General features: G+C 58.6%; 26 protein-coding genes and 1 tRNA gene. 22 read left to right on the forward strand and 5 right to left on the reverse strand.

Annotated elements, in window-relative coordinates; genetic code table 11:
* Positions 1 to 199: 199 nt before the first annotated feature.
* The 8 genes from AC0R79_RS10985 to AC0R79_RS11020 all read left to right on the forward strand — a co-directional run bounded on the left by AC0R79_RS10985 (position 200) and on the right by AC0R79_RS11020 (position 7,830).
* The gene (locus tag AC0R79_RS10985) at positions 200 to 652 is read left to right on the forward strand and encodes a hypothetical protein (protein WP_127797496.1); all 453 of its coding nucleotides are present in this window, start codon (positions 200 to 202) and stop codon (positions 650 to 652) included.
* A gap of 200 nt (positions 653 to 852) precedes the next feature.
* Positions 853 to 1,809 (forward strand): substrate-binding domain-containing protein, encoded by a 957-nt coding sequence (locus AC0R79_RS10990; protein ID WP_474734391.1) that lies wholly within the window; start codon positions 853 to 855, stop codon positions 1,807 to 1,809.
* Positions 1,810 to 1,864: 55 nt separating this feature from the next.
* Positions 1,865 to 3,418, forward strand: a complete 1,554-nt coding sequence (locus AC0R79_RS10995; protein WP_474734392.1) for a sugar ABC transporter ATP-binding protein — start codon at positions 1,865 to 1,867, stop codon at positions 3,416 to 3,418.
* Positions 3,415 to 4,392 (forward strand): ABC transporter permease, encoded by a 978-nt coding sequence (locus AC0R79_RS11000; RefSeq protein ID WP_007956013.1) that lies wholly within the window; start codon positions 3,415 to 3,417, stop codon positions 4,390 to 4,392. Before AC0R79_RS10995 ends, AC0R79_RS11000 begins: the two co-directional genes overlap by 4 nt.
* Positions 4,393 to 4,395: 3 nt before the next feature.
* Positions 4,396 to 5,415 carry a LacI family DNA-binding transcriptional regulator gene (locus AC0R79_RS11005; RefSeq protein WP_474734394.1) on the forward strand — a complete coding sequence of 340 codons (1,020 nt, stop codon included), beginning with the start codon at positions 4,396 to 4,398 and terminating at the stop codon, positions 5,413 to 5,415.
* A gap of 23 nt (positions 5,416 to 5,438) precedes the next feature.
* Positions 5,439 to 6,356 carry a ribokinase gene (gene rbsK / locus AC0R79_RS11010; RefSeq protein ID WP_474734395.1) on the forward strand — a complete coding sequence of 306 codons (918 nt, stop codon included), beginning with the start codon at positions 5,439 to 5,441 and terminating at the stop codon, positions 6,354 to 6,356.
* Entirely contained in the window at positions 6,353 to 6,757 is a 405-nt protein-coding gene (gene rbsD / locus AC0R79_RS11015; RefSeq protein ID WP_007956017.1) for a D-ribose pyranase, read from the forward strand. Before rbsK ends, rbsD begins: the two co-directional genes overlap by 4 nt.
* A 44-nt stretch (positions 6,758 to 6,801) precedes the next feature.
* On the forward strand, positions 6,802 to 7,830 hold the full coding sequence (locus AC0R79_RS11020) for a nucleoside hydrolase (protein WP_085612793.1): 1,029 nt from the start codon (positions 6,802 to 6,804) through the stop codon (positions 7,828 to 7,830).
* Positions 7,831 to 7,863: 33 nt separating this feature from the next.
* Here AC0R79_RS11020 and AC0R79_RS11025 read toward each other — a convergent pair whose 3' ends face one another.
* Positions 7,864 to 8,076 carry a hypothetical protein gene (locus AC0R79_RS11025; protein ID WP_474734397.1) on the reverse strand — a complete coding sequence of 71 codons (213 nt, stop codon included), beginning with the start codon at positions 8,074 to 8,076 and terminating at the stop codon, positions 7,864 to 7,866.
* 128 nt (positions 8,077 to 8,204) lie between these two features.
* On the opposite strand from AC0R79_RS11025, the gene AC0R79_RS11030 reads away from it, so the two are divergent.
* Together AC0R79_RS11030 and AC0R79_RS11035 are read left to right on the forward strand one after the other, a co-directional pair.
* A complete protein-coding gene (locus tag AC0R79_RS11030) occupies positions 8,205 to 8,510 on the forward strand; it encodes a hypothetical protein (protein WP_007956024.1) in 306 nt (101 codons plus the stop codon).
* Between the two features lie 167 nt (positions 8,511 to 8,677).
* Entirely contained in the window at positions 8,678 to 8,995 is a 318-nt protein-coding gene (locus tag AC0R79_RS11035; protein ID WP_127797499.1) for an I78 family peptidase inhibitor, read from the forward strand.
* 72 nt (positions 8,996 to 9,067) lie between these two features.
* On the opposite strand, the gene AC0R79_RS11040 is transcribed toward AC0R79_RS11035, so the two are convergent.
* Both AC0R79_RS11040 and AC0R79_RS11045 read right to left on the reverse strand, forming a co-directional pair.
* On the reverse strand, positions 9,068 to 9,280 hold the full coding sequence (locus AC0R79_RS11040; protein WP_007956027.1) for a cold-shock protein: 213 nt from the start codon (positions 9,278 to 9,280) through the stop codon (positions 9,068 to 9,070).
* Positions 9,281 to 9,569: 289 nt separating this feature from the next.
* Positions 9,570 to 9,872, reverse strand: coding sequence for a hypothetical protein (locus AC0R79_RS11045; RefSeq protein ID WP_011333385.1), 303 nt, complete (start codon positions 9,870 to 9,872; stop codon positions 9,570 to 9,572).
* Positions 9,873 to 10,244: 372 nt separating this feature from the next.
* Between AC0R79_RS11045 and thrS the strand changes: the two genes are divergently transcribed.
* The 9 genes from thrS to AC0R79_RS11090 all read left to right on the forward strand — a co-directional run bounded on the left by thrS (position 10,245) and on the right by AC0R79_RS11090 (position 17,700).
* On the forward strand, positions 10,245 to 12,167 hold the full coding sequence (gene thrS / locus AC0R79_RS11050; protein ID WP_007956031.1) for a threonine--tRNA ligase: 1,923 nt from the start codon (positions 10,245 to 10,247) through the stop codon (positions 12,165 to 12,167).
* Positions 12,167 to 12,718 carry a translation initiation factor IF-3 gene (gene infC, locus AC0R79_RS11055; RefSeq protein WP_170929410.1) on the forward strand — a complete coding sequence of 184 codons (552 nt, stop codon included), beginning with the start codon at positions 12,167 to 12,169 and terminating at the stop codon, positions 12,716 to 12,718. The genes thrS and infC overlap by 1 nt, the downstream gene beginning before the upstream one ends.
* A gap of 60 nt (positions 12,719 to 12,778) precedes the next feature.
* Entirely contained in the window at positions 12,779 to 12,973 is a 195-nt protein-coding gene (gene rpmI, locus AC0R79_RS11060; protein ID WP_002553160.1) for a 50S ribosomal protein L35, read from the forward strand.
* A 30-nt stretch (positions 12,974 to 13,003) separates the two neighbouring features.
* Positions 13,004 to 13,360, forward strand: a complete 357-nt coding sequence (gene rplT, locus AC0R79_RS11065; RefSeq protein ID WP_007913489.1) for a 50S ribosomal protein L20 — start codon at positions 13,004 to 13,006, stop codon at positions 13,358 to 13,360.
* A gap of 109 nt (positions 13,361 to 13,469) precedes the next feature.
* Complete coding sequence (pheS, locus tag AC0R79_RS11070; RefSeq protein ID WP_011333387.1) at positions 13,470 to 14,486, forward strand: phenylalanine--tRNA ligase subunit alpha; 1,017 nt, start codon at positions 13,470 to 13,472, stop codon at positions 14,484 to 14,486.
* Positions 14,487 to 14,512: 26 nt separating this feature from the next.
* Positions 14,513 to 16,891: a phenylalanine--tRNA ligase subunit beta gene (pheT, locus tag AC0R79_RS11075; protein ID WP_474734400.1), complete on the forward strand. Its 2,379-nt coding sequence runs from the start codon at positions 14,513 to 14,515 to the stop codon at positions 16,889 to 16,891.
* Between the two features lie 3 nt (positions 16,892 to 16,894).
* A complete protein-coding gene (gene ihfA / locus AC0R79_RS11080; RefSeq protein ID WP_002553164.1) occupies positions 16,895 to 17,197 on the forward strand; it encodes an integration host factor subunit alpha in 303 nt (100 codons plus the stop codon).
* Positions 17,178 to 17,534 carry a MerR family transcriptional regulator gene (locus tag AC0R79_RS11085; RefSeq protein WP_003179985.1) on the forward strand — a complete coding sequence of 119 codons (357 nt, stop codon included), beginning with the start codon at positions 17,178 to 17,180 and terminating at the stop codon, positions 17,532 to 17,534. Before ihfA ends, AC0R79_RS11085 begins: the two co-directional genes overlap by 20 nt.
* Before the next feature lie 89 nt (positions 17,535 to 17,623).
* A tRNA-Pro gene (locus tag AC0R79_RS11090) sits at positions 17,624 to 17,700 on the forward strand.
* 144 nt (positions 17,701 to 17,844) lie between these two features.
* Here AC0R79_RS11090 and AC0R79_RS11095 read toward each other — a convergent pair.
* The gene (locus AC0R79_RS11095) at positions 17,845 to 18,966 is read right to left on the reverse strand and encodes a Gfo/Idh/MocA family protein (RefSeq protein ID WP_474734403.1); all 1,122 of its coding nucleotides are present in this window, start codon (positions 18,964 to 18,966) and stop codon (positions 17,845 to 17,847) included.
* Between the two features lie 120 nt (positions 18,967 to 19,086).
* Positions 19,087 to 20,007 carry a MurR/RpiR family transcriptional regulator gene (locus AC0R79_RS11100; RefSeq protein ID WP_085607793.1) on the reverse strand — a complete coding sequence of 307 codons (921 nt, stop codon included), beginning with the start codon at positions 20,005 to 20,007 and terminating at the stop codon, positions 19,087 to 19,089.
* A gap of 308 nt (positions 20,008 to 20,315) precedes the next feature.
* Between AC0R79_RS11100 and AC0R79_RS11105 the strand changes: the two genes are divergently transcribed.
* The 3 genes from AC0R79_RS11105 to iolB are packed head-to-tail and all read left to right on the forward strand — an operon-like array spanning position 20,316 to position 23,996.
* Positions 20,316 to 22,253, forward strand: coding sequence for a bifunctional 5-dehydro-2-deoxygluconokinase/5-dehydro-2-deoxyphosphogluconate aldolase (locus AC0R79_RS11105; protein WP_474734404.1), 1,938 nt, complete (start codon positions 20,316 to 20,318; stop codon positions 22,251 to 22,253).
* 43 nt (positions 22,254 to 22,296) lie between these two features.
* Positions 22,297 to 23,190, forward strand: a complete 894-nt coding sequence (gene iolE / locus AC0R79_RS11110) for a myo-inosose-2 dehydratase (protein WP_007956043.1) — start codon at positions 22,297 to 22,299, stop codon at positions 23,188 to 23,190.
* A complete protein-coding gene (gene iolB, locus AC0R79_RS11115) occupies positions 23,187 to 23,996 on the forward strand; it encodes a 5-deoxy-glucuronate isomerase (RefSeq protein WP_474734406.1) in 810 nt (269 codons plus the stop codon). The genes iolE and iolB overlap by 4 nt, the downstream gene beginning before the upstream one ends.
* Positions 23,997 to 24,022 lie beyond the last annotated feature (26 nt).

The raw sequence follows: 24,022 nt of genomic DNA on the forward strand, positions 1-24,022 counted from the left end.
AAGATTTATTCGAAGATTGGCTCTGAGCTTCCCTCGCTCATCCGGGTTTCCGAACGTGGGATGTTTTCTCGTTCGGCTCACCGAAAAGGACTACGAGCCTCGTCCACAGACTGAACTGGCTGCTTTCCAGATATCTGCTAAAGAAAACGGCGCGCTGGCCGATGCGCCTTTATAGGGATCCAATTTTTCAGGAGTTCAAATGTCATTGACTATCGGTTTTTCAAATCCCGGTTCGGTCACGATCGGCGGCAAAACGGCTGCTACGATCAATGCAATGAGTGAAGCTGAAGCCGACGCGTCTGCCGAGGCACTGGGTACCGAGAAGGTTGAAACCAATCAGGTCAGAACCGGTGGTCCTGCCCAGGAAGCAAGCGCAAGCGAGGCTGAAGGCGGTGACAATCTGAGCGTCACTATCAAGACGCTGCTGAAACGGATGCAGGAACTGCAAAAGCAGCTTCAGGAGCAGCAACAGCAACTGGCTGCCGCGCAAGCTGCGAGTTACCCGACGCCCGAAGCCAAGTCGCAAGCGGTGATGTCCATCCAGGGGCAGATCGCTCAAACCAGCGGTGCACTGCTGGAAGTCTCGGCTGCACTGGTCAAGGAAATGTCGAAGGGTTCTTCTGCTGGTAACGTGGTCAACACCACGGCTTGAGCGCTCAAGGGGCGGATCGATGATTCGCCCTGCAACGCAATACCGATTTCTGATTGTTGACAAATGAAGGCGTGATTCGCATAGTTCGGTCTACGCAAACGTTTGCGCGGCCTTCGCGATAGATTGAATTGTCGTGGGGTGCAGCGAGCTTACGCCAGCGCAAGCGTTGCTCACAATAATCATAAGATCGGAGTGAACCCATGAAGCTGCCATTCGCTGGACGTCTTCTTGCTGTCGCCATACTGGCTGCCGCATCCGCCGCACTGCCTGTCTCTTCGGCCTTCGCCGAATCCCCTGAAAAACCAAAAGTCGCCCTGGTCATGAAATCCCTGGCCAACGAGTTCTTCCTGACCATGGAAGATGGCGCCAAGGCCTACCAGAAAGAACATTCCGCCGATTTCGACCTGATCTCCAACGGCATCAAGGACGAAACCGACACGGCGGGGCAGACACGCATCGTCGAGCAGATGATTCTGGCAAAGGTCAACGCACTGGTCATCGCACCGTCTGATTCCAAGGCGATGGTGCCAGTGATCAAGAAGGCCGTCGATGCCGGTATCACCGTGATCAACATCGATAACCAACTCGATCCGGCTGTGATCAAAAGCAAGAACATCAGCGTTCCGTTCGTAGGCCCGGACAACCGCAAAGGTGCGCGTCTGGTGGGTGAGTACCTGGCCAAGCAACTGAAGGCCGGTGACGAAGTCGGCATCATTGAAGGTGTCTCCACGACGACCAACGCCCAGCAGCGTACCGCTGGCTTCAAGGATGCGATGGAGGCTGCACAGATCAAGGTTGTCTCCCTGCAGTCCGGTGACTGGGAAATCGACAAGGGCAACAAGGTGGCCGCTTCGATTCTCAGCGAATACCCGGACGTCAAGGCGCTGCTGGCCGGCAACGACAGCATGGCCGTGGGCGCCGTTTCCGCCGTGCGCGCTGCCGGCAAGGCCGGTCAGGTGCAGGTTGTCGGTTACGACAACATCAATGCCATCAAACCCATGCTGAAGGACGGCCGCGTTCTGGCGACTGCTGACCAGTACGCCGCGAAGCAAGCGGTGTTTGGCATCGAGACCGCGCTGAAAATCATCAAGGGCGAGAAAGTCGACAGTGGTGCGAACGGTGTGATCGAAACGCCGGTCGAGCTGGTCACCAAATAAGTCCACTGGCGACACAATGGCGCTCGTCCGTCCGGGCGAGCGCATGGAGATTTTTATGTCAGTTTCCGCTCCGAACGCTGTCCTCTCGGTCAGCGGTATCGGCAAGACCTATGCGCAACCGGTTCTGACCGGCATCGACCTGACGTTGATGCGTGGTGAAGTGCTGGCGTTGACCGGAGAGAACGGTGCCGGCAAAAGCACCCTGTCGAAGATCATCGGCGGTCTGGTCACACCCACCACCGGCCAGATGCAATTCCAGGGCAAGGAGTATCGCCCCGGCAGTCGCACGCAGGCTGAAGAGCTGGGTGTGCGCATGGTCATGCAAGAGCTCAATCTGCTGCCGACGCTGTCGGTGGCCGAGAACCTGTTCCTCGACAATCTGCCGAGCAACGGTGGCTGGATCAGCCGCAAGCAGCTGCGCAAGGCCGCGATCGAAGCCATGGCTCAAGTCGGCCTCGATGCCATCGATCCGGACACACTGGTCGGCGAGCTGGGTATCGGTCACCAGCAAATGGTCGAAATCGCTCGCAACCTGATCGGCGATTGTCACGTGCTGATTCTCGACGAGCCGACCGCAATGCTGACCGCGCGCGAAGTCGAGATGTTGTTCGAGCAGATCACCCGGTTGCAGGCGCGTGGCGTCTCGATCATCTACATCTCCCATCGCCTCGAAGAGCTCGCCCGGGTCGCACAGCGCATTGCCGTGCTGCGTGACGGTAACCTCGTTTGCGTCGAGCCGATGGCCAATTACAACAGCGAGCAACTGGTCACCCTGATGGTCGGTCGCGAGCTGGGCGAGCATATCGATCTGGGGGCTCGCCATATCGGCGCGCCGGCCCTGACGGTCAAAGGCCTGACCCGCTCCGACAAGGTTCGCGACGTGTCCTTTGAGGTTTGCGCCGGTGAGATTTTTGGCATTTCGGGGCTGATCGGGGCAGGGCGCACCGAGCTTTTGCGGCTGATCTTCGGCGCCGACGTCGCGGACAGCGGCACGGTGGCACTCGGTTCTCCGGCCCAGGTGGTGAGCATTCGCTCGCCAGTCGACGCCGTGCGCAATGGCATCGCCTTGATCACCGAAGATCGCAAGGGCGAAGGCCTGCTGTTGAGTCAATCGATCAGCGCCAACATTGCTTTGGGCAACATGCCGGAGATTTCCAGCGGCGGGTTCGTCAACAACGGCGATGAAACGAAGCTCGCGCAACGCCAGATCGACGCCATGCGCATCCGCAGTTCCAGCCCGACGCAACTGGTGTCCGAGCTGTCCGGCGGTAATCAGCAAAAGGTGGTGATCGGTCGCTGGCTCGAGCGCGACTGTTCGGTGCTGCTGTTTGATGAGCCGACTCGTGGTATCGATGTCGGCGCCAAGTTCGATATTTATGCCTTGCTCGGCGAACTGACCCGTCAGGGCAAAGCGCTGGTCGTGGTGTCCAGCGATTTGCGCGAACTGATGCTGATCTGCGACCGCATCGGTGTGTTGTCGGCGGGGCGCCTGATCGACACCTTTGAGCGCGACAGCTGGACCCAGGATGACTTGCTTGCCGCCGCGTTCGCCGGCTACCAGAAACGTGATGCGTTGCTCAACGAAGCAGCGCCTAGGGATCTCCCATGAAAACTGCATCTTCCGCCGGCAAATCCAGTGGCAATTTCTACGGCCTCGGCACTTATCTGGGCTTGGCTGGCGCGTTGCTGGCAATGATTGCGCTGTTCTCGGTCATGAGCAGCCATTTCCTGTCGTACAACACCTTCAGCACCCTGGCCAACCAGATTCCCGACCTGATGGTTCTGGCGGTGGGCATGACGTTCGTCCTGATCATCGGCGGGATCGACCTGTCGGTAGGCTCGGTACTGGCACTCGCGGCCTCCACGGTCAGCGTGGCGATTCTTGGCTGGGGCTGGAGCGTATTGCCGGCTGCCTTGTTGGGCATGGCCGTTGCGGCGTTGGCCGGCACGGTTACCGGCTCGATTACCGTGGCGTGGCGAATTCCGTCGTTCATCGTGTCGCTCGGTGTGCTGGAGATGGCCCGTGGTCTGGCCTATCAGATGACCGGTTCGCGCACGGCCTACATCGGTGATTCCTTCGCCTGGCTGTCGAACCCGATCGCCTTCGGTATTTCGCCATCGTTCATCATCGCCTTGCTGGTCATCTTCATTGCCCAGGCCGTTCTGACCCGTACCGTGTTCGGTCGCTACCTGATCGGTATTGGTACCAACGAAGAAGCGGTGCGGCTGGCGGGGATCAATCCAAAGCCCTACAAGATCCTGGTGTTCAGCCTGATGGGCCTGCTCGCCGGCATTGCGGCGCTGTTCCAGATTTCCCGACTGGAAGCGGCCGATCCGAATGCGGGTTCCGGCCTTGAACTGCAAGTCATCGCTGCGGTGGTGATCGGCGGTACCAGCCTGATGGGTGGGCGTGGTTCGGTGATCAGCACCTTTTTCGGCGTGTTGATCATCTCCGTGCTGGCGGCCGGTCTGGCGCAGATTGGCGCGACCGAGCCGACCAAGCGCATCATCACCGGTGCGGTGATCGTGATCGCCGTGGTGCTCGACACCTATCGCAGTCAACGCGCAAGCCGACGGGGCTGATAAATGGCAACGATCAAGGATGTGGCGGCACTTGCAGGAATTTCCTACACGACCGTGTCCCACGTAGTAAACAAGACCCGACCAGTGAGCGAAGAAGTGCGGCTCAAGGTCGAGGCGGCAATCAAGAGTCTCGACTATGTGCCGAGCGCGGTGGCCCGTTCGCTGAAAGCGAAAACCACCGCCACCATTGGTTTGCTGGTGCCCAACAGCCTCAACCCGTACTTCGCCGAACTGGCGCGCGGGATCGAGGATTATTGCGAGCGTAACGGCTACTGCGTGATTCTCTGCAACTCCGACGACAACCCGGACAAGCAACGCAGCTACCTGCGGGTCCTGCTGGAAAAGCGCATCGACGGCTTGATCGTCGCCTCGGCGGGTGGCGACAGCGGTCTGGCGCAAGGACTGGCGGGCGTGAAGACGCCGATGGTGATGGTCGACCGTGGACTCGAAGGCGTGGACGCCGACCTGGTGCGCATCGACCACGAATATGGCGCGTACCTCGCGACGCGGCATCTGCTTGAGCTCGGTCATCGCGATATCGCCACGATCGGTGGTCCGGCCAGCACCAGTGTCGCGCAAATGCGTCAGGCCGGTTTTGCTCGAGCGCTGAAAGAGGCCGGTGTTGAAGTATCTCCGTCGCGCATGCTGGAAAGCGACTTCACCAGCACCGGCGGTTACAACGCGGCTTCGGTCCTACTTGAGCGCAACCCGCCGAGCGCGATCTTTGCCGGTAACGACATGATTGGCATAGGTGTGTTGCGGGCCGCTGCGGAACGTAACGTGCGCGTGCCCGCCGAGCTGTCGGTGATCGGCTTCGACGATATCCAGATGAGTCGCTATGTGTATCCAGCGTTGACGACCGTGGGCCAGTCGATCCTTCAGTTGGGGGAAATGGCGGCGGAAGTCTTGTTGCGAAGAATTGCCACCCCGGCTCTGGCGACGGATCAGCGGATCGTGACCCCGAGTATTGTCCTGCGCGAATCGACTGCACCGCTGTCCGGCGTGTTCACCGAATACCGCTGAAACAAATTGAAGAGTAGTGATGTATGTCCGCAAATGTAGTGGTAATAGGCAGCCTGAACATGGACCTGGTCACCCGGGCGCCGCGCTTGCCCCGGGGTGGTGAGACGCTGATCGGCCATTCCTTCACGACCGTGTCCGGTGGCAAGGGCGCCAATCAGGCAGTAGCCGCTGCGCGATTGGGTGCGCAAGTGTCGATGGTCGGCTGTGTCGGCAACGATGACTATGGCGTGCAATTGCGCGACGCGTTGCTGGCCGAGCAGATCGATTGTCAGGCGGTCAGCGTGGTGGATGATTCCAGTGGCGTGGCGCTGATCGTGGTCGATGACAACAGTCAGAACGCGATTGTCATCGTGGCCGGTGCCAATGGCTCGATGACCCCGGCGGTCATCGACCGGTTCGACGCTGTGCTGCAAGCGGCCGACGTGATCATCTGCCAATTGGAAATCCCCGACGCCACGGTAGGCCATGCACTCAAGCGCGGACGTGAACTGGGCAAAACTGTCATCCTCAACCCGGCGCCCGCCAGTCGACCGCTGCCGGCGGATTGGTTTGCCGCCATCGATTACCTGATTCCCAACGAGAGCGAGGCCGCCGCCCTCAGCGGTTTGCCGGTGGACTCGTTGGCGACTGCTGAAAAAGCTGCGGCGCACCTGATTTCACTGGGCGCCGGAAAGGTCATCATCACGCTGGGGGCTCAAGGCTCATTGTTCGCCAACGGCACGGGTTACCAGCATTTTCCTGCACCCAAAGTGAAGGCTGTCGATACCACTGCCGCCGGGGATACCTTTGTCGGCGGATTTGCGGCGGCGCTGGCGGCTGGCAAAACCGAGGACGAGGCCATTCGTTTCGGGCAGGTCGCTGCGGCCCTGTCGGTTACCCGGGCAGGTGCCCAGCCCTCCATTCCCACTACCTCCGACGTACAGGCCTTCAAACCCGCATGAAAAAGACTCCTTTGCTCAATGTCGCCCTGTCGCGGCTGATTGCTTCCCTTGGGCATGGCGACATGGTCGTGATCGGCGACGCCGGCCTGCCGGTGCCACCGGGTGTCGAGTTGATCGACCTCGCGTTGACGCACGGCGTTCCGGATTTCGTCAGCACCCTGAAAGTCGTGCTTAGCGAGATGCAGGTGGAAAGCCACGCACTGGCCAAGGAGATTTTCGACAAGCAACCGACCGCGCTGTCCACGCTGGACGAGCTGAATGACGAAGGCTCGCTAGGGCGGCGTGACCTGCTCAGTCACGAGCAATTCAAAGTACTCAGCCGACAGGCACGAGCGATTGTTCGTACGGGCGAATGCCAGCCGTACTGCAACATCGTGCTGGTGTCTGGAGTTACGTTCTAAACAGGGTTCGCCCCTTTTGATTTCATCTGCACAAGGAATGCGCCATGCACCGCTATGCTCAAAAAATGCATCAACTGATTCGGAGTCTGCTTCTTTTGTCCGTGATAACCGCGACCGGCGCCCAGGCGGCGGAAAAGATCGACCTGATCATCGACACCGATCCGGGCGCCGACGACGTGGTCGCCCTGTTGTTTGCCCTGGCTTCCCCGGAGGAACTAAACATTCGCGCGTTGACCACCGTGGCCGGCAACGTGCGTCTGGACAAGACTTCGCGCAATGCGCGGTTGGCCCGTGAGTGGGCAGGGCGGGAAGAGATTCCGGTGTACGCCGGCGCGCCGAAACCGCTGATGCGCACGCCGATCTACGCCGAAAACATCCATGGCAAGGAAGGCCTGTCGGGTGTCACCGTGCATGAGCCGAAGAAAGGCCTGGCTGAAGGCAATGCGGTCAACTACCTGATCGACACCCTGAAAAAAGCCAAGCCGCACAGCATCACCATCGCGATGCTCGGCCCGCAGACCAACCTCGCCCTGGCGCTGATTCAGGAGCCGGAGATCGTTCAGGGGATCAAGGAAGTGGTGATCATGGGTGGCGCCCACTTCAATGGCGGCAACATTACGCCAGTGGCCGAGTTCAACCTGTACGCCGACCCGCAAGCAGCGGAAGTGGTGCTAAAAAGTGGTGTGAAACTGACTTACCTGCCGCTGGACGTGACCCACAAGATCCTGACCAGTGATGCGCGCCTGAAGCAGATCGCGGCGCTGAACAACAATGCGAGCAAGATTGTCGGCGACATCCTCAACGAGTACATCAAAGGCGATATGGAGCACTACGGCATTCCGGGTGGCCCGGTGCATGACGCCACCGTCGTGGCTTATCTGCTCAAGCCTGAGCTGTTCACTGGCCGGTCGGTAAATGTGGTGGTCGACAGCCGCGAAGGCCCGACCTTCGGCCAGACCATTGTCGACTGGTATGACGGCCTCAAGGCGCCGAAGAACGCCTTCTGGGTGGAGAACGGCGATGCCCAGGGCTTCTTCGATCTGCTGACCGAACGTCTCAAACGTCTGAAGTAAGCCATATGCCCGCAGGTGCCAGCTTGCGGGCTTTTACTCCCTCTCGGTGTCCGATGTCCCTTTGAAGTCATCGGAATACTTCTCGAACAGCTGGGCGATGAACGATTGCGCGCCCTGTGTTCCCAGCGTCTTCACCAGCAAGTCAATGCTGATCAATGCCAATTCCTCCGGACTGCCCGGACTGTAAGAACTGTGCCCTTGTGGCCAGGTGGCCTTGATGTCGGCGGTAATGCTTACGGTGGTCATGGCAAGGCTCGGTCGCGGGATCGGAGTTTTGAGTTAACCACTTTGCCGAGCGTTTGGCACTGCGACTTAGGCATGAGCGCAGGGCTATGCGACACTTGGTCGTTTCCGCAAAAAACAAGGATTGCGCTGTGCAGATCGATTTGAATAGTCCCGACGGCCTGACCCTTGATGCTGTCCGCCGGATGCTGGCGTCGGCCAGTGATGACGAACACACCCAACTGCGCGTGACCAAGGGCGGGATTGCCTATATCTCTTCGGGTGTCACTGGCGGTCAGGACATCGATGGCCTGCTGTTTCGTCTGGAGACCTGGGCAAAAGGCTCGGGGTACGTGGGAAATGTCGCGGCCAGCGATGAAGTCTGGGTCATGCAGATTTTCAATGCGCTCAAAGACAACTGGCCGAATCCGCCCTACGACTACATTGATGTGTACTGAGCGTCATTAATATTCAGTGACGTTTTACGGGGTGATGCTTCAGGTGTTGCTCAGGCACACTCGGCGTTTTTCCGATCGTGGGGCAGGGTGATAGCACTCACCGTGAAACCAAACGCCGTATTGGCGGTCGCACGATCTCTGCTCAAAATTGAAATAAGGAGGCTTCAATGCCTTGGAAGTTCGCGTCACTGGGTGCACTGATGGCCGTTGCTCTGTTGGCTGGTTGCTCTACGACCTCCAGCGAGTCGCAGAAGGAACCCGTGGCGACTGAGGCCGGACATGGTCGTTGTGAAGCGTCGGCAGCGGAGTTCGCTCTGGGCAAGAAAGCTTCGCCGGAGCTGTTGGAGCAAGCACGCAAGAAAGCCGGTGCGCAGAACGCCCGATTCCTCAAGCCGAATGACATGATTACTTTGGAGTACCGCTCCGATCGCCTCAACCTGAATACCGATCAGAACCTGGTGGTTACCCGCGTCAACTGCGGCTGAGCCTTTCGGACTTTTGTTTCACCCATAAAAAACCCCGTCACATGGACGGGGTTTTTTTAGTGCGCCGAGAAATTACTCTGGGCGAACTTGTGCAGCTTGCATACCCTTTTGGCCTTTCTCAGCCACGAAGGAAACGGTTTGGCCTTCTTTCAGGCTTTTGAAACCGTCAGTTTCGATAGCTTTGAAGTGTACGAACAGGTCGTCACCGCCACCTTGAGGAGTGATGAAGCCGAAGCCTTTTTCATCGTTGAACCATTTAACGGTGCCGGTTTGGCGATTAGACATGGTGTATCTCCAAGAAACATATATTTTCAGTAGTACTGTGCTGCTCAGGCCAACTGGGCACACCGGGGTATCATAGTCGAAATGTTCGCTTTGGTAGCCCCCCGGACGTGCTGTTTGCCAATCAGTCGTGTTTTCTTTACTGCCTGTTTCGGCTGGAGGCCCCGGTTTATAAGGCCTCGAGCGAAAAATAAAGACAACAAAAAAACCTGTAAAACCTGCATAAATCGTACGAAAAGGCCTGATTCAGATGCTTTTAGCAGTGCTGGGGGCACTGAAAAGGCCTGTTTCATCATTTTTTCGCCGGGGTATTGGCCTTACATTTGGCAATTTGCCCCAAGGCTTTCTGTTGCAGTTCAGGCGTGGCCTTGTTGTCCATCAATGCCTGAATGTCGCTGGCCGGGTAGGACTTGATGGCATCGGCACCGCACGCGCAGTGGGATTTTGCGGCAGCGGCACCGATTTGCGGAGTGGCCGCCTGGGTGCACTGAGCCATGTATTTCTCACGCTCGCCCTTTGGCCAGTCAGCGTGGGCGCTCAGCGGCAGCAGCAAAACGAGGGGGGCGACTGCAGCAAGCAGGGTATTAAGACGCATGCGAGGATGCTCCTTGTGGGTCAATGTCTTGTTATCTGAGGGCTCAAAGGCCGATCAAGTTCAGCACTCTGGCATAAAACAGACGATTTGCCTCTCGGTAAAAACCAGAGTGCATCGGTGACCGTTCATCTGTGCTAGCATGCCTGGCTCGGGCGTTCGCAGGCTCCGGATGACCTTCAGTCCCGGTAGCGGCAGTGCACGAATTTTCTGATTTGAATCCCAGTCACTCTGGTTCGGTTTTCCGGTTGGCCGCAAGGCTCCTGCCGCTGTAAGGCAGGCGTTCGTCATTGAATGGCCTGGATCGGATCTTGTACTGGCTCATCCCAACCCACGTGACCTTTGGTAGGGGTCACCACTAGGAGAGGAGGCGCCATGCCAACTATTACTCTTCCCGACGGCAGTCAACGTTCATTCGACCACCCGGTTTCCGTAGCCGAGGTCGCCGCATCCATTGGTGCAGGTCTGGCCAAGGCCACCGTGGCCGGCAAGGTCAACGGCAAGCTGGTCGACGCCTGCGACATCATCGACAGCGACGCGACGCTGCAAATCATCACGCCAAAGGATGAAGAGGGGCTGGAGATCATTCGCCACTCTTGCGCCCACCTGGTCGGCCATGCGGTCAAGCAGCTGTATCCGACTGCCAAAATGGTCATTGGGCCGGTTATCGACGAAGGCTTCTATTACGACATCGCCTTCGAACGTCCTTTTACGCCGGACGACATGGCGGCCATCGAACAGCGCATGCAACAGCTGATCGATACAGAATATGACGTCATCAAGAAAGTCACTCCGCGTGCCGAAGTGATCGAAGTGTTCAAGGCCCGTGGCGAAGACTACAAGCTGCGTCTGGTCGAAGACATGCCGAACGAGCAGGCCATGGGCCTGTACTATCACGAAGAATACGTCGACATGTGCCGCGGTCCGCACGTGCCGAACACCCGCTTCCTGAAATCTTTCAAGCTGACCAAACTGTCCGGCGCCTACTGGCGCGGTGATGCCAAGAACGAGCAATTGCAGCGCGTTTACGGCACTGCCTGGGCAGACAAGAAGCAACTGGCTGCTTACATCCAGCGTATCGAAGAAGCTGAAAAGCGCGATCACCGTAAGATCGGCAAGCGCCTGGGCCTGTTCCATACCCAGGAAGAAGCGCCGGGCATGGTGTTCTGGCACCCGAATGGCTGGACGTTGTACCAGGTACTTGAGCAGTACATGCGCAAGGTGCAGCGTGACAACGGCTATCTCGAGATCAAGACGCCGCAAGTCGTTGACCGCAGCCTCTGGGAGAAATCCGGGCACTGGGCCAACTACGCCGACAATATGTTCACCACCGAGTCGGAAAGCCGCGACTACGCCATCAAGCCGATGAACTGCCCTTGCCACGTGCAAGTGTTCAACCAGGGCCTGAAGAGCTACCGTGAGCTGCCGATGCGTCTGGCCGAGTTCGGTGCCTGCCACCGTAACGAGCCGTCGGGTGCGTTGCACGGCATCATGCGTGTGCGCGCGTTCACTCAGGACGACGCCCACATCTTCTGTACCGAAGAGCAGATGCAGGCTGAATCCGCTGCGTTCATCAAGCTGACCATGGATGTTTACCGCGACTTCGGCTTTACCGATGTCGAGATGAAACTGTCCACTCGTCCGGAAAAGCGCGTCGGTTCCGACGAGCTGTGGGATCGCGCCGAAGCAGCCCTGGCTGCAGCCCTTGATAGCGCTGGCCTGCCGTACGATCTGCAGCCGGGTGAGGGTGCGTTCTACGGTCCGAAGATTGAATTCTCGCTGAAAGATTGCCTCGGCCGTGTGTGGCAGTGTGGTACCTTGCAGCTCGATTTCAACCTGCCTGTGCGTCTGGGAGCCGAATACGTCTCCGAAGACAACAGCCGCAAGCATCCGGTGATGTTGCACCGTGCGATCCTCGGTTCGTTCGAGCGTTTCGTCGGGATTCTGATCGAGCACTACGAAGGTGCATTCCCTGCGTGGCTGGCGCCAACCCAGGCAGTGATCATGAATATCACTGATAAACAGGCAGATTTCGTCGCTCAGGTCGAAAAAACTCTCAACGAAAGCGGGTTTCGTGCCAAGTCCGACTTGAGAAATGAAAAGATCGGCTTTAAAATCCGCGAGCATACTTTGCTCAAGGTTCCATATCTCTTGGTTATTGGGGATAAGGAAGTCGAGATGCAGACTGTCGCTGTGCGTACTCGTGAAGGTGCTGACCTGGGCTCGATGCCCGTCGCCCAGTTCGCTGAGTTTCTCGCGCAAGCGGTTTCCCGGCGTGGTCGCCCAGATTCGGAGTAATTATTATTAAGCGTGAAATGAGACAAGATAAACGAGCTGCACCGAAAGCCCCGATCAACGAGAATATCTCGGCACGCGAGGTTCGGTTAATTGGCGCTGATGGCGAGCAGATTGGCATCGTCTCGATTGATGAAGCGCTTCGTATTGCTGAAGAAGCAAAGCTTGATCTGGTAGAAATCTCTGCCGACGCAGTCCCACCGGTTTGCCGGGTGATGGACTACGGCAAATCGATCTTCGAAAAGAAGAAGCAGATTGCTGCGGCGAAGAAGAACCAGAAGCAGATTCAGGTAAAAGAAATCAAGTTTCGTCCAGGGACGGAGGAAGGGGATTACCAGGTAAAACTGCGCAACCTGGTACGTTTCCTGAGTGACGGGGACAGGGCCAAGGTATCCTTGCGATTCCGCGGCCGTGAGATGGCCCACCAGGAGCTGGGGATGGAACTCCTCAAGCGGGTTGAAGCTGACCTGCTCGAGTACGGTTCGGTCGAACAGCATCCTAAGATGGAAGGACGCCAGCTGATCATGGTCATCGCCCCGAAAAAGAAGAAGTAATCAACAGGGCACGGCAGGCCTTCTGATTATGTTTATCAACTGAATGCGGAGTATCCGAACATGCCAAAGATGAAAACCAAAAGTGGTGCTGCTAAGCGGTTTCTGAAAACTGCTAACGGTATCAAGCACAAGCACGCTTTCAAGAGCCACATCCTGACCAAAATGTCGACCAAGCGTAAGCGTCAACTGCGCGGTAGCAGCTTGCTGCATCCGTCTGACGTGGCAAAAGTCGAGCGCATGCTGCGCCTTCGTTAATTTTTGGATCAAGAATAGAGGAAGTAACTCATGGCTCGTGTAAAGCGTGGCGTCATTGCCCGTAAACGTCACAAAAAAATTCTGAAACTTGCTAAAGGCTACTACGGCGCACGCTCCCGCGTATTCCGTGTTGCCAAGCAAGCGGTAATCAAGGCAGGCCAATACGCCTACCGTGACCGTCGTCAGAAAAAACGTCAGTTCCGCGCTCTGTGGATCGCTCGTATCAACGCTGGTGCTCGTGTTAACGGTCTGTCCTACAGCCGTTTCATCGCTGGCCTGAAAAAAGCGTCCATCGAGATCGACCGTAAGGTTCTGGCTGATCTGGCAGTGAACGAAAAAGCGGTGTTTGCTGCGATTGTCGAGAAAGCTAAAGCCACCTTGGCTTAAGTACCCCCGACAATCACCCGGCCCCACCTCCGTGGGGCCAGGTGGTAAACGTCTTAAATAGGGGAAGAGCCTTCAAGCTCTTCCCCTATTTTGTATCTGGAGTCTGTACATGGAAAACCTGGATGCGCTGGTCTCTCAAGCACTAGAGGCTGTGCAAAGCGCTGAAGATATCAATGCCCTGGAGCAAATCCGGGTTCAATACCTTGGCAAAAAGGGTGAATTGACTCAGGTGATGAAGACCCTGGGGAATTTGCCGGCAGAAGAGCGTCCGCAGGTCGGCGCCCTGATCAACGTTGCCAAGGAGCGTGTCACAGGCGTTCTCAATGCGCGCATGGCTCTGTTTGAGGAAGCCGAACTGGCTGCCAAACTGTCTGCCGAATCCATTGACGTGACCCTGCCGGGCCGTGGTCAGACCTCCGGTGGTCTGCATCCGGTAACCCGGACTCTGGAACGTATCGAACAGTTCTTCACCCATATTGGCTACGGCATTGCCGAAGGCCCTGAGGTCGAAGACGACTATCACAACTTCGAGGCGCTCAACATCCCAGGCCACCACCCGGCCCGGTCGATGCATGACACCTTCTATTTCAACGCCAACATGTTGCTGCGCACCCATACCTCGCCGGTACAGGTCCGCACCATGGAATCGAAAAAGCCGCCGATCCGCATCGTCTGCCCAGGCCGTGTGTACCGCAGCGACTCCGATATCACCCATTCGCCAATGTTCCACCAGGTCGAAGGCCTGCTGGTCGATCGCGATATCAACTTCGCCGACCTCAAAGGCACGATCGAAGAGTTTCTGCGGGTGTTCTTCGAAAAAGAACTGGCCGTGCGTTTCCGTCCTTCGTACTTCCCGTTCACCGAACCTTCCGCCGAAGTCGACATGGAATGCGTGATGTGCAGCGGTAAAGGCTGCCGCGTCTGCAAACAGACTGGCTGGCTGGAAGTGATGGGCTGCGGCATGGTTCACCCGAACGTGTTGCGCATGTCCGGGATCGATCCGGAAGAGTTCTCGGGCTTTGCCTTCGGCATGGGCGTTGAGCGTCTGGCCATGCTGCGTTACGGCGTGAACGACTTGCGTCTGTTCTTCGACAACGACTTGCGGTTCCTCGCGCAATTTCGCTAGTCGTAACGAATTCTTAGGAGAGCAGGATGAAATTCAGTGAACAATGGCTGCGTGGCTGGGTCAGCCCGCAGGTAGATCGCGACGCGCTGGTTGCACGTCTGTCGATGGCCGGTCTTGAGGTCGATAGCGTTACGCCGGCCGCCGGTGTTTTCAGTGGCGTGGTCGTGGGTGAGGTGCTGAGCACCGAGCAGCACCCCGATGCCGACAAATTGCGCGTGTGCCAGGTCAGCAACGGCGCGGAAACTTTCCAGGTCGTGTGCGGTGCGCCAAACGTGCGTCCGGGCCTGAAGATTCCGTTCGCGATGATCGGTGCCGAGCTGCCGGGCGACTTCAAGATCAAGAAGGCCAAGCTGCGCGGTGTCGAGTCCAACGGCATGCTGTGCTCGCAATCCGAGTTGCAGGTCGGTGAAGGCAATGACGGTCTGATGGAGCTGCCGGCCGATGCGCCGGTAGGTGAAGATTTCCGTGTTTATCTGGACCTGGAAGACGCCAGCATCGAAGTCGATCTGACTCCGAACCGCGGCGACTGCCTGTCTCTGGCCGGTCTGGCCCGTGAAGTCGGCGCGCTGTACGACGCTCCGGTCACTCGCCCGGTGGTGATGACCGTTCCGGCGGTGCACGATGAAGTGCGCTCGGTAGAAGTCCTGGCACCTGCTGCCTGCCCGCGTTACCTGGGCCGTGTCATACGTAACGTTGACCTGTCCAGGCCGACGCCGCTGTGGATGGTTGAGCGTCTGCGTCGCGCCGAAGTCCGCAGCATCGACGCCGCCGTCGACATCACTAACTACGTGATGCTTGAGCTGGGCCAGCCGCTGCACGCTTTCGATCTCGCCGAAATCAATGGCGGCATCCGTGTGCGCATGGCGGAAGAGGGCGAGAAGCTCGTGCTGCTCGACGGTCAGGAAGTCAGCCTGCGTAGCGATACGCTGGTGATCGCCGACCACACTCGCGCTCTGGCCATTGCCGGCGTGATGGGTGGCGAGCACAGTGGCGTGTCCGCGACCACTCGCGACGTATTCCTTGAAAGTGCGTTCTTCGATCAGATCGCGGTGGCGGGCAAGGCTCGTTCATACGGTCTTCACACCGACGCTTCGCACCGCTACGAGCGTGGCGTGGACTGGCAACTGGCCCGTGAAGCCATGGAGCGCGCCACTGGCCTGCTGCTGGAAATCACCGGCGGCGAAGCCGGCCCGATCATCGAGACCGTTAGCGAGCCGCATCTGCCGTCGATCGCGCCGATCACCCTGCGTGCTCAGCGCATTACCCAGATGCTGGGCATGGAAATGGATTCGGCCGAAGTCGAGCGTCTGCTCAACGCTTTGGGTCTGAAAGTTTCCGCCGACGGAGCAGGACAGTGGCGCGTAGAAGTGCCGAGCCATCGCTTCGATATCAGCCTGGAAGTCGATCTGATCGAAGAGCTGGCACGTCTGTACGGTTACAACCGCTTGCCGGTTCGTTACCCGCAAGCTCGTCTGGCGCCACAGGCCAAGGCCGAAGCGCGCAGCGATCTGCCGGAACTGCGTCGTCTGCTGGTTGCTCGTGGTTACCAGGAAGCGATCACTTACAGTTTCATCGATCCGAAGCAGTTCGAGCTGTTCAACCCGGGCGTGGAGCCGCTGCTGTTGGCGAACCCTATCTCCAATGACATGGCCGCCATGCGTTCGTCGCTGTGGCCGGGTCTGGTCAAGGCGTTGCAGCACAACCTCAACCGTCAGCAGGATCGTGTTCGTCTGTTCGAGAGCGGTCTGCGCTTTGTCGGTCAGCTGGAAGGTCTGAAGCAAGAGCCGATGATCGCCGGTGTGGTATGCGGCAGCCGTCTGCCGGAAGGCTGGGCGCAAGGTCGCGATACCGTGGACTTCTTCGACGTCAAGGCTGACGTAGAAGCGGTGCTGGGCTTTGCCGGTGCGCTGGATCAGTTCACTTTTGCACCGGGCAAACACCCTGCACTGCATCCGGGTCAGACCGCGCGCATCGAACGGGAAGGGCGTGAAGTCGGCTTTATCGGCGCGATTCACCCTGAGCTGTCGAAATCCCTGGGTCTCGACCGTCCGGTCTTCGTCTTTGAGCTGATCCTGGCTGAAGTCGCTCTGGGTAAAATGCCGAAATTCCACGAGTTGTCGCGCTTTCCTGAAGTGCGTCGTGACCTGGCATTGATTGCGCACAGAGACGTTGCAGCCTCGGCTGTACTGGACGTAATCCGTGAAAATGCAGGCGAATGGCTGACAGACCTCAGGCTATTTGACGTGTATCAGGGTAAAGGCATTGATCCTGATAGAAAAAGCCTTGCAGTCGGCTTGACCTGGCAGCATCCATCGCGCACTCTTAATGACGATGAGGTGAATTCGACGACGCAAAATATCCTCACCTCGCTCGAACAAAGGTTGAACGCCACGTTAAGGAAGTGACGTATGGGGGCTTTGACGAAAGCTGAGATGGCGGAACGTCTGTATGAAGAGCTGGGCCTGAACAAGCGGGAAGCCAAGGAATTGGTTGAACTGTTTTTCGAGGAAATCAGGCACGCTCTTGAAGACAACGAGCAGGTCAAATTGTCGGGTTTCGGCAATTTCGACCTTCGGGACAAACGCCAGCGGCCTGGCCGCAACCCGAAAACGGGGGAAGAAATCCCGATCACGGCTCGCCGTGTGGTCACCTTTCGTCCAGGGCAGAAGTTGAAGGCCCGAGTTGAGGCTTATGCTGGAACCAAGTCATAACGACGAACTACCCGTTATCCCGGGCAAACGCTACTTCACCATTGGTGAAGTCAGCGAGCTGTGTGCGGTAAAACCACACGTGCTGCGCTACTGGGAGCAGGAGTTTCCTCAACTCAACCCCGTCAAACGCCGCGGAAACCGCCGGTATTACCAGCGCCAGGACGTGCTGATGATCCGGCAGATCCGTGCGCTCCTTTATGATCAGGGGTTCACCATCGGCGGCGCGCGCTTGCGTCTGTCCGGCGATGAAGCCAAAGACGACACCACCCAATACAAGCAAATGATCCGCCAGATGATCGCCGAGCTCGAAGATGTTCTGGTGGTCCTCAAGAAATAATTTCCTGCTTTTAAATACTTCCAGTTTTCAAAAGCTTGCGATATATTCTTGAGCGTTCTTCGAGATGGAGAACGAGTTTCAAACCTAGTCGGGGCGTAGCGCAGTCCGGTAGCGCACTAGCATGGGGTGCTAGGGGTCGAGTGTTCGAATCACTCCGTCCCGACCATATAATTCAATGACTTAGCCCAACTTTAGCGAGTTGGGCTTTTTCATGCGCAGTGACTTTTGCAGGGGAATCCAGCTTCCCTCCTCATCAAAGTCAGACACTCAAGCCGATCATCCAGATCGGCTTTTTTGTGCCCGCACAAAACTAGTCAGTGATTTCACTGACAGACACCCAGCGCCGCTCCTCAGCCGCGACCCGAATCGCCGTCGCCAGCCTCTCAACTTCAAACGCCTTCTCGAAATCAGTGCCCGTTTGCCCGTTCCCGGCCAACGCCATGATCAGCTCATGCACTTCCAGTGTTTTCAGCTCGTTGTAACCCAGCTGATGTCCCGGCGCCGGGCTGAATGCTGCGTAGCCGGGCAAGTCCGGTCCTGCGAGTAAACGCTGGAAGCCGCCCTGGCCGGCGCGACACAGGCGTAGCTCGTTCAAACGCTCCTGATCGAACGCCAGGGTGCCTCGGGTGCCGCTGATTTCGAAGCTCAGATGATTCTTGTAGCCATGCTTGAGCCAACTGCTGCTGAAGGTGCCGCGCGCGCCGCTGGCAAAGCGAAGCAGCGCATGGGCCTGATCGTCGACCGCAATGCGGCGTTGTTCCTGGCTGCCGGTTGTGGCCGGGCGCTGGCCATGGACGGTCTGGGAGTCGGCGCACACCGCTTCGACATCACCCATTAGATAGCGCGCCATGGCGAGCAAGTGGCTGCCCAGATCCGCCAGTGCTCCACCGGCATGTTCGGGTTCGCAGCGCCACGACCAAGGGGAGGCAGGATCGGCCATGAAGTCTTCGCTGAATTCACCTTGAAAACTGATGATCTCGCCGAGTTCGCCACTCAGGATCAGCTCGCGTGCCAGGCCGATGAGCGGGTTGTGTTGGTAGTTGTAGCCGACCCGGGTGACGACGCCGGCATGCTTCGCCGCCACGTGCATGGCATGAGCTTGTTCAAGATTCACCGCCAATGGCTTTTCGCAGTAAACCGGTTTGCCGGCAGCAAGGGCTGCCATGGCCATCGGGTAGTGCAGGTGATTGGGTGTGGTGATGGCGATCAGGTTGACCTTGGGGTCATCGATCAATCGCTGCCAGTCGCCATGGGCCTGCTCAAAACCCCAGGCGGTGGCGCAGGCTTGTGCGCGTGCGGGATCGGCGTCAGCCAGGGCGGCCAGGCGAAGGGTGAAGGGCAGTTCGAATGCTCCGCTGACGTTGCGAAAGGCCAAGGCGTGGGCACGCCCCATGAAGCCCGTGCCGATAAGGCCGATTCCGAGTTCACGCATGACAGGATCCTTTGAGTTCTTGTTTTCAGAGATCCTGTTTATGGAATAAATATTCCCTGCATTCAAATAATGGAATAAATATTTTGAATTGCCGCATTCGCTGGGATGCCGGTGTTCCGGTCAGTCTTCAAACCCGACCTGCTCGTGAATCTCATCCACCTTCAACTCCAGTCGATAGGCCACGGCGATAAACAACGCCTGGCACAGGCACAAGGTCGCACTCAGGGAACGGAATGCAAACGAACTGCCTTCGTTGACCAGCAGCAAAGTGTTGGCGCGCTTTGCCAGCGGTGAGAGATTGCTGTCAGTGATGATCAGGGTTTTTGCCTGATGGTGCTGGGCGATACGCAGGCAATGCTGGGTTTCCTTGCCATACGGCGTAAAGCTGATGGCGATCACCAGGTCATTGGCGCGCACGCTGCGCATCTGCTCGCGATAGCTGCCGCCGAGGCCCGAGACCAAGTGAATGCGCTTGTTGGTGTGTTGCAGGTTGTAGACCAGATAGTCCGCCACGGCGAACGAGCGTCGCACCCCGACCACATAGATATTGTCGGCATTGACCACCAGATCCACGGCCTTTTCAAAGGCCTGGTCATCCAGTTCCTGGCCCAGGCGTTCGATGCCCGACAGGGTGGCGTCGATGCACTCGCGGGCCAGGTCGCCGCCGCTGGCTTTCTGCGACTTGTTGGCGATCATGCTGCGAATGCGCTGCTGGTAGTTCTGTACCGGCGTGGCTTTGTGGGTATACGCCTCGCGGAACAGCGCCTGCATTTCACTGAATCCGCTGAAACCGAAACGCTGGGAAAACCGCACGATGGCCGACGGATGCACTTCGCACTCGCGGGCGATGTCGCTGATACGGTCGACCATGATGCGGTCGCTTTGCTGGCTCATATAACTGGCGATGCGTTTGAGCTGGCGCGGCAGGCTTTCGTATTCAGTGGTGATGAGCTGCAGCAGGCGCTCGGCATTGATCGGGGGGCTGGCAAGATCGCTCTCGGGCGTGCTCTCGGCGGTAGCCGGCTGATCGGTGCGGGACATAAATAATCCTTCTGGCTTGTTCTTATAGGAACGGTTACGTCTCGTCCCCTGACAATAGTTTGGCTGTGCGCAGTCTACAGGCTCGGCCCGGACAAAATCTTGGGCTTGCGCCAGCGGGATGCCTGCTGAAACGATGCACTGCCTCTGGAGCGCCTGTACTGAAGTTTATTGGAAAAAATATTCCACATGAAAAATAATTGGAATATTTATTGATTGTTCGATCCGGCTCGTTTTAGTCTGCATCCACCAAGAGTGTCCGGCGCGGTCATCGCGTTGGGCACAGGCTGATAAAAATAACAGGAGCCAGCATGGGCCAGACTCGTTTTGCCAGTGGACGTCAATTGGATCTGATTTGCCTCGGGCGCCTCGGCGTCGACCTCTATGCGCAGCAAGTCGGGGCACGGCTGGAGGATGTGAGCAGCTTCGCCAAATACCTCGGTGGCTCGTCCGCCAACATCGCGTTCGGCACCGCCCGGCTGGGGCTCAGGTCGGCGATGCTGAGCCGAACCGGCGACGATCACATGGGGCGTTTCCTGATCGAGTCCCTGGCTCGTGAAGGCTGCGATGTCAGTGGCATCAAGGTCGATCCGCAGCGTCTGACCGCCATGGTGCTGCTCGGTCTCAAGGATCGGGAAACCTTTCCCCTGGTCTTCTACCGTGAAAATTGCGCCGACATGGCGCTGCGGGCCGAAGACATCAGTGAAGCCTTTATCGCCTCCAGCAAAGCCTTGCTGATCACCGGCACTCATTTCTCCACCGATGGCGTCTACAAGGCGAGCATCCAGGCGCTGGACTACGCCGAAAAGCACAACGTCAAACGGGTGCTGGACATCGACTACCGGCCGGTCCTGTGGGGGCTCGCCGGCAAGGCGGACGGCGAAACCCGTTTCGTTGCCGATCAGAACGTCACTCAACATGTGCAACAAATTCTCCCGCGCTTCGATCTTGTGGTCGGGACGGAAGAAGAGTTTCTGATGGCCGGTGGTTCCGAGGATTTGCTCACTGCGCTGCGCAATGTCCGGCGATTGAGCGCTGCGACCTTGGTGGTCAAGCTCGGCCCGCAAGGTTGCACAGTGATCCACGGGGAGATTCCACAACGTCTTGTAGACGGCGCGATTTATCCCGGCGTGCGGGTCGAGGTGCTGAACGTACTGGGCGCCGGCGATGCGTTCATGTCGGGTTTCCTCAGCGGTTGGCTGGAGGATGCCAGCGACGAGCGTTGCTGCCAGTTGGCCAATGCCTGCGGTGGTTTGGTGGTGTCGCGCCATGCCTGCGCGCCGGCGATGCCGACCCGTGCCGAACTCGATTACTTGTTCAGCAGCCCGGTGCCGATTACCCGGCCGGATCAGGACGCCACCCTGCAACGCCTGCATCAGGTCAGTGTGCCGCGCAAACAGTGGAAGCAACTGTTCATCTTTGCCTTCGACCATCGCGGGCAACTGGTGGAACTGGCCCAGAAGGGCGGACGCGACCTCGGCGCCATCGGCGAACTCAAGCAACTGTTCATCAAGGCCGTGGAACGGGTCGAAAGCGACTTGCGCGAGCAGGGCATCGAAGCCGATGTCGGGCTGCTGGCGGATCAGCGTTTCGGCCAGGACTCGCTGAATGCCGCCACCGGTCGTGGCTGGTGGGTGGCGCGGCCGGTCGAGGTGCAGGGCTCGCGGCCGCTGGCCTTCGAGCACGGGCGCTCGATCGGCAGCAACCTGATCGCCTGGCCGCAAGAGCAAATCATCAAATGCCTGGTGCAATTCCACCCGGACGACGAACCGATGCTGCGCTTGGAGCAGGAAGCGCAAATCAAGGCGTTGTATCAGGCATCGCAGGTCAGCGGTCATGAATTGCTGCTGGAAATCATCCCGCCCAAGGATCACCCCTCACCGCATCCCGACGTGTTGTATCGCGCGCTCAAACGCCTCTACAACCTGGGCATCTACCCGGCGTGGTGGAAGATCGAAGCGCAAAGCGCCGAGGAATGGCAACAGCTCGACAAACTGATCCAGGCGCGCGATCCCTATTGCCGGGGTGTGGTGCTGCTGGGCCTGAATGCCCCGGCATCCGCATTGGCAGAGGGCTTTCAACAGGCCAGTCAGAGCCAGACCTGCCGCGGGTTCGCCGTGGGCCGGACGATTTTCCAGGAGCCGAGCCGCGCCTGGCTGGCCGGGGAGATCGGCGACGAAACGCTGATCCGCCAGGTACAGGGCACCTTCGTCGAGCTGATCGATGCCTGGCGTACGGCCCGGGCCTGAGCCGCGGTTGAACATTCTAGAAATAACAATAAAAGGTGCAGCCATGCCCGCTATCCGAATTGGCATCAACCCGATTTCCTGGAGCAACGACGACCTGCCGTCCCTCGGCGGTGAAACGCCGCTGAGCACCGCCCTCAGCGAAGGCAAGGCCATCGGTTATGAAGGTTTCGAACTCAACGGCAAGTTTCCCAAGGACGCCAAAGGCGTTGGCGACGTGCTGCGTCCGTATGACCTGGCGCTGGTGTCCGGCTGGTATTCCAGTCGCCTCGCGCGCCGTTCGGTAGCCGAGGAAATCGACGCGATTGCCAGCCATGTCGAGCTGCTGGCAAAGAACGGCGCGAACGTGCTGGTTTACGGTGAAGTCGCCGATTCCATTCAGGGCCAACGGATTCCGCTGGTCGAGCGCCCGCGTTTTCACACCGAGCAGGCGTGGCAGCAATACGCCGACAAGCTGACCGAACTGGCGCGCTTCACCCTGTCCCAGGGCGTGCGTCTGGCGTATCACCACCATATGGGCGCCTACGTCGAATCGCCGTCGGACATCGACACCCTGATGGCGTTGACCGGTAATGAAGTCGGGCTGCTGTTCGATTCGGGCCATTGCTACATGGGCGGCGGCGAGCCCTTGCAGGTGCTGCGCAAACACCTGTCGCGCATCTGCCACGTGCATTTCAAGGACGTGCGCAAACCGGTGGTGCAACTGGCGCGCAACAACCTGTGGAGCTTCCCCGACTGCATCATCAACGGCACCTTCACCGTGCCAGGGGATGGTGACATCGACTTCGCCGAGTTGCTGGACGTGCTGCTGGCGGCCGACTACCACGGCTGGCTGGTGGTCGAGGCCGAGCAGGATCCGGCAGTGGCGCCGAGTTATGTCTACGCGAAAAAAGGCTTCGACACCTTGCGTGCCTTGCTCGACGAGAGGACTGCGCGATGAGCCTGCTGGTCAAAAGCAATGCCCGTGGCCGGACCATGGTCGAGCTGGCTGAAGGTGAACTGCAATACGTGGGATTCGCCGCCTACCGGTTGAGCCTGGGTGAAACCTTGCCAGTCGCAGCGGGCGACAAGGAGCTGTGCCTGGTGCTGCTCAGCGGTCGGGTCGGCATCCACGGCGAAGCGCCGGGGCAGGGGGCTTTCAACTGGGACAACCTCGGTGATCGCCAGTCGGTGTTCGAAGACAAATCCCCGTTCGCCGCGTACCTGCCACCCGGCAGTCAGGCGCAGGTGGTGGCATTGAGTGATGCGCAAGTGGCGGTTTGCGCCGCTCCCGGTTCGACCACCACGGACCTCGGCCCGCGCCTGATCAGGCCTGAAACCATGAAGCGCAGCGTGCGCGGCAAGGGCGCCAACACCCGCTATGTCTGCGACATCCTGCCGGACAGCGAGCCGGCCCATTCGCTGCTGGTGGTGGAAGTGCGCACGCCGTCGGGGCATTCCTCGAGCTACCCGCCGCACAAGCACGACACCGACGACCTGCCGCACCAGAGCTTTCTCGAAGAAACCTACTACCACCAGATCAACCCGCCCCAGGGTTTCGTGTTCCAGCGGGTCTACACCGACGACCGCAGCATCGATCAGGCCATGGCCGTGGAAAACAGCGACCTCGTCGTCGTTCCCAAGGGCTATCACCCGGTCAGCGTGCCGTATGGCTACGAGTCCTACTACCTGAACGTGATGGCCGGGCCGAAACGCGTCTGGCAATTCCATAACGACCCGCAGCACAGCTGGCTGCTGGATCACTGAATTCCAACTTTCGCACGGAGAACAAG

This window comes from Pseudomonas sp. HD57-3 (assembly GCF_056113135.1).

Excerpts from the sequence above, each read along its gene's own strand:
- iolB (WP_474734406.1), top strand. The coding sequence starts at position 23,187 with ATGAGCCTGCTGGTCAAAAGCAATGCCCGTGGCCGGACCATGGTCGAG.
- rbsK (WP_474734395.1), top strand. The coding sequence starts at position 5,439 with ATGTCCGCAAATGTAGTGGTAATAGGCAGCCTGAACATGGACCTGGTC.
- AC0R79_RS11040 (WP_007956027.1), bottom strand. The coding sequence starts at position 9,280 with ATGTCTAATCGCCAAACCGGCACCGTTAAATGGTTCAACGATGAAAAA.
- rpmI (WP_002553160.1), top strand. The coding sequence starts at position 12,779 with ATGCCAAAGATGAAAACCAAAAGTGGTGCTGCTAAGCGGTTTCTGAAA.
- rbsD (WP_007956017.1), top strand. The coding sequence starts at position 6,353 with ATGAAAAAGACTCCTTTGCTCAATGTCGCCCTGTCGCGGCTGATTGCT.
- AC0R79_RS11100 (WP_085607793.1), bottom strand. The coding sequence starts at position 20,007 with ATGTCCCGCACCGATCAGCCGGCTACCGCCGAGAGCACGCCCGAGAGC.
- AC0R79_RS10985 (WP_127797496.1), top strand. The coding sequence starts at position 200 with ATGTCATTGACTATCGGTTTTTCAAATCCCGGTTCGGTCACGATCGGC.
- AC0R79_RS11095 (WP_474734403.1), bottom strand. The coding sequence starts at position 18,966 with ATGCGTGAACTCGGAATCGGCCTTATCGGCACGGGCTTCATGGGGCGT.
- iolE (WP_007956043.1), top strand. The coding sequence starts at position 22,297 with ATGCCCGCTATCCGAATTGGCATCAACCCGATTTCCTGGAGCAACGAC.
- AC0R79_RS10995 (WP_474734392.1), top strand. The coding sequence starts at position 1,865 with ATGTCAGTTTCCGCTCCGAACGCTGTCCTCTCGGTCAGCGGTATCGGC.
- AC0R79_RS11085 (WP_003179985.1), top strand. The coding sequence starts at position 17,178 with ATGCTGGAACCAAGTCATAACGACGAACTACCCGTTATCCCGGGCAAA.
- thrS (WP_007956031.1), top strand. The coding sequence starts at position 10,245 with ATGCCAACTATTACTCTTCCCGACGGCAGTCAACGTTCATTCGACCAC.
- pheT (WP_474734400.1), top strand. The coding sequence starts at position 14,513 with ATGAAATTCAGTGAACAATGGCTGCGTGGCTGGGTCAGCCCGCAGGTA.
- AC0R79_RS11105 (WP_474734404.1), top strand. The coding sequence starts at position 20,316 with ATGGGCCAGACTCGTTTTGCCAGTGGACGTCAATTGGATCTGATTTGC.
- AC0R79_RS11005 (WP_474734394.1), top strand. The coding sequence starts at position 4,396 with ATGGCAACGATCAAGGATGTGGCGGCACTTGCAGGAATTTCCTACACG.
- AC0R79_RS10990 (WP_474734391.1), top strand. The coding sequence starts at position 853 with ATGAAGCTGCCATTCGCTGGACGTCTTCTTGCTGTCGCCATACTGGCT.
- rplT (WP_007913489.1), top strand. The coding sequence starts at position 13,004 with ATGGCTCGTGTAAAGCGTGGCGTCATTGCCCGTAAACGTCACAAAAAA.
- ihfA (WP_002553164.1), top strand. The coding sequence starts at position 16,895 with ATGGGGGCTTTGACGAAAGCTGAGATGGCGGAACGTCTGTATGAAGAG.
- AC0R79_RS11020 (WP_085612793.1), top strand. The coding sequence starts at position 6,802 with ATGCACCGCTATGCTCAAAAAATGCATCAACTGATTCGGAGTCTGCTT.
- AC0R79_RS11000 (WP_007956013.1), top strand. The coding sequence starts at position 3,415 with ATGAAAACTGCATCTTCCGCCGGCAAATCCAGTGGCAATTTCTACGGC.
- AC0R79_RS11045 (WP_011333385.1), bottom strand. The coding sequence starts at position 9,872 with ATGCGTCTTAATACCCTGCTTGCTGCAGTCGCCCCCCTCGTTTTGCTG.
- AC0R79_RS11035 (WP_127797499.1), top strand. The coding sequence starts at position 8,678 with ATGCCTTGGAAGTTCGCGTCACTGGGTGCACTGATGGCCGTTGCTCTG.
- pheS (WP_011333387.1), top strand. The coding sequence starts at position 13,470 with ATGGAAAACCTGGATGCGCTGGTCTCTCAAGCACTAGAGGCTGTGCAA.
- AC0R79_RS11025 (WP_474734397.1), bottom strand. The coding sequence starts at position 8,076 with ATGACCACCGTAAGCATTACCGCCGACATCAAGGCCACCTGGCCACAA.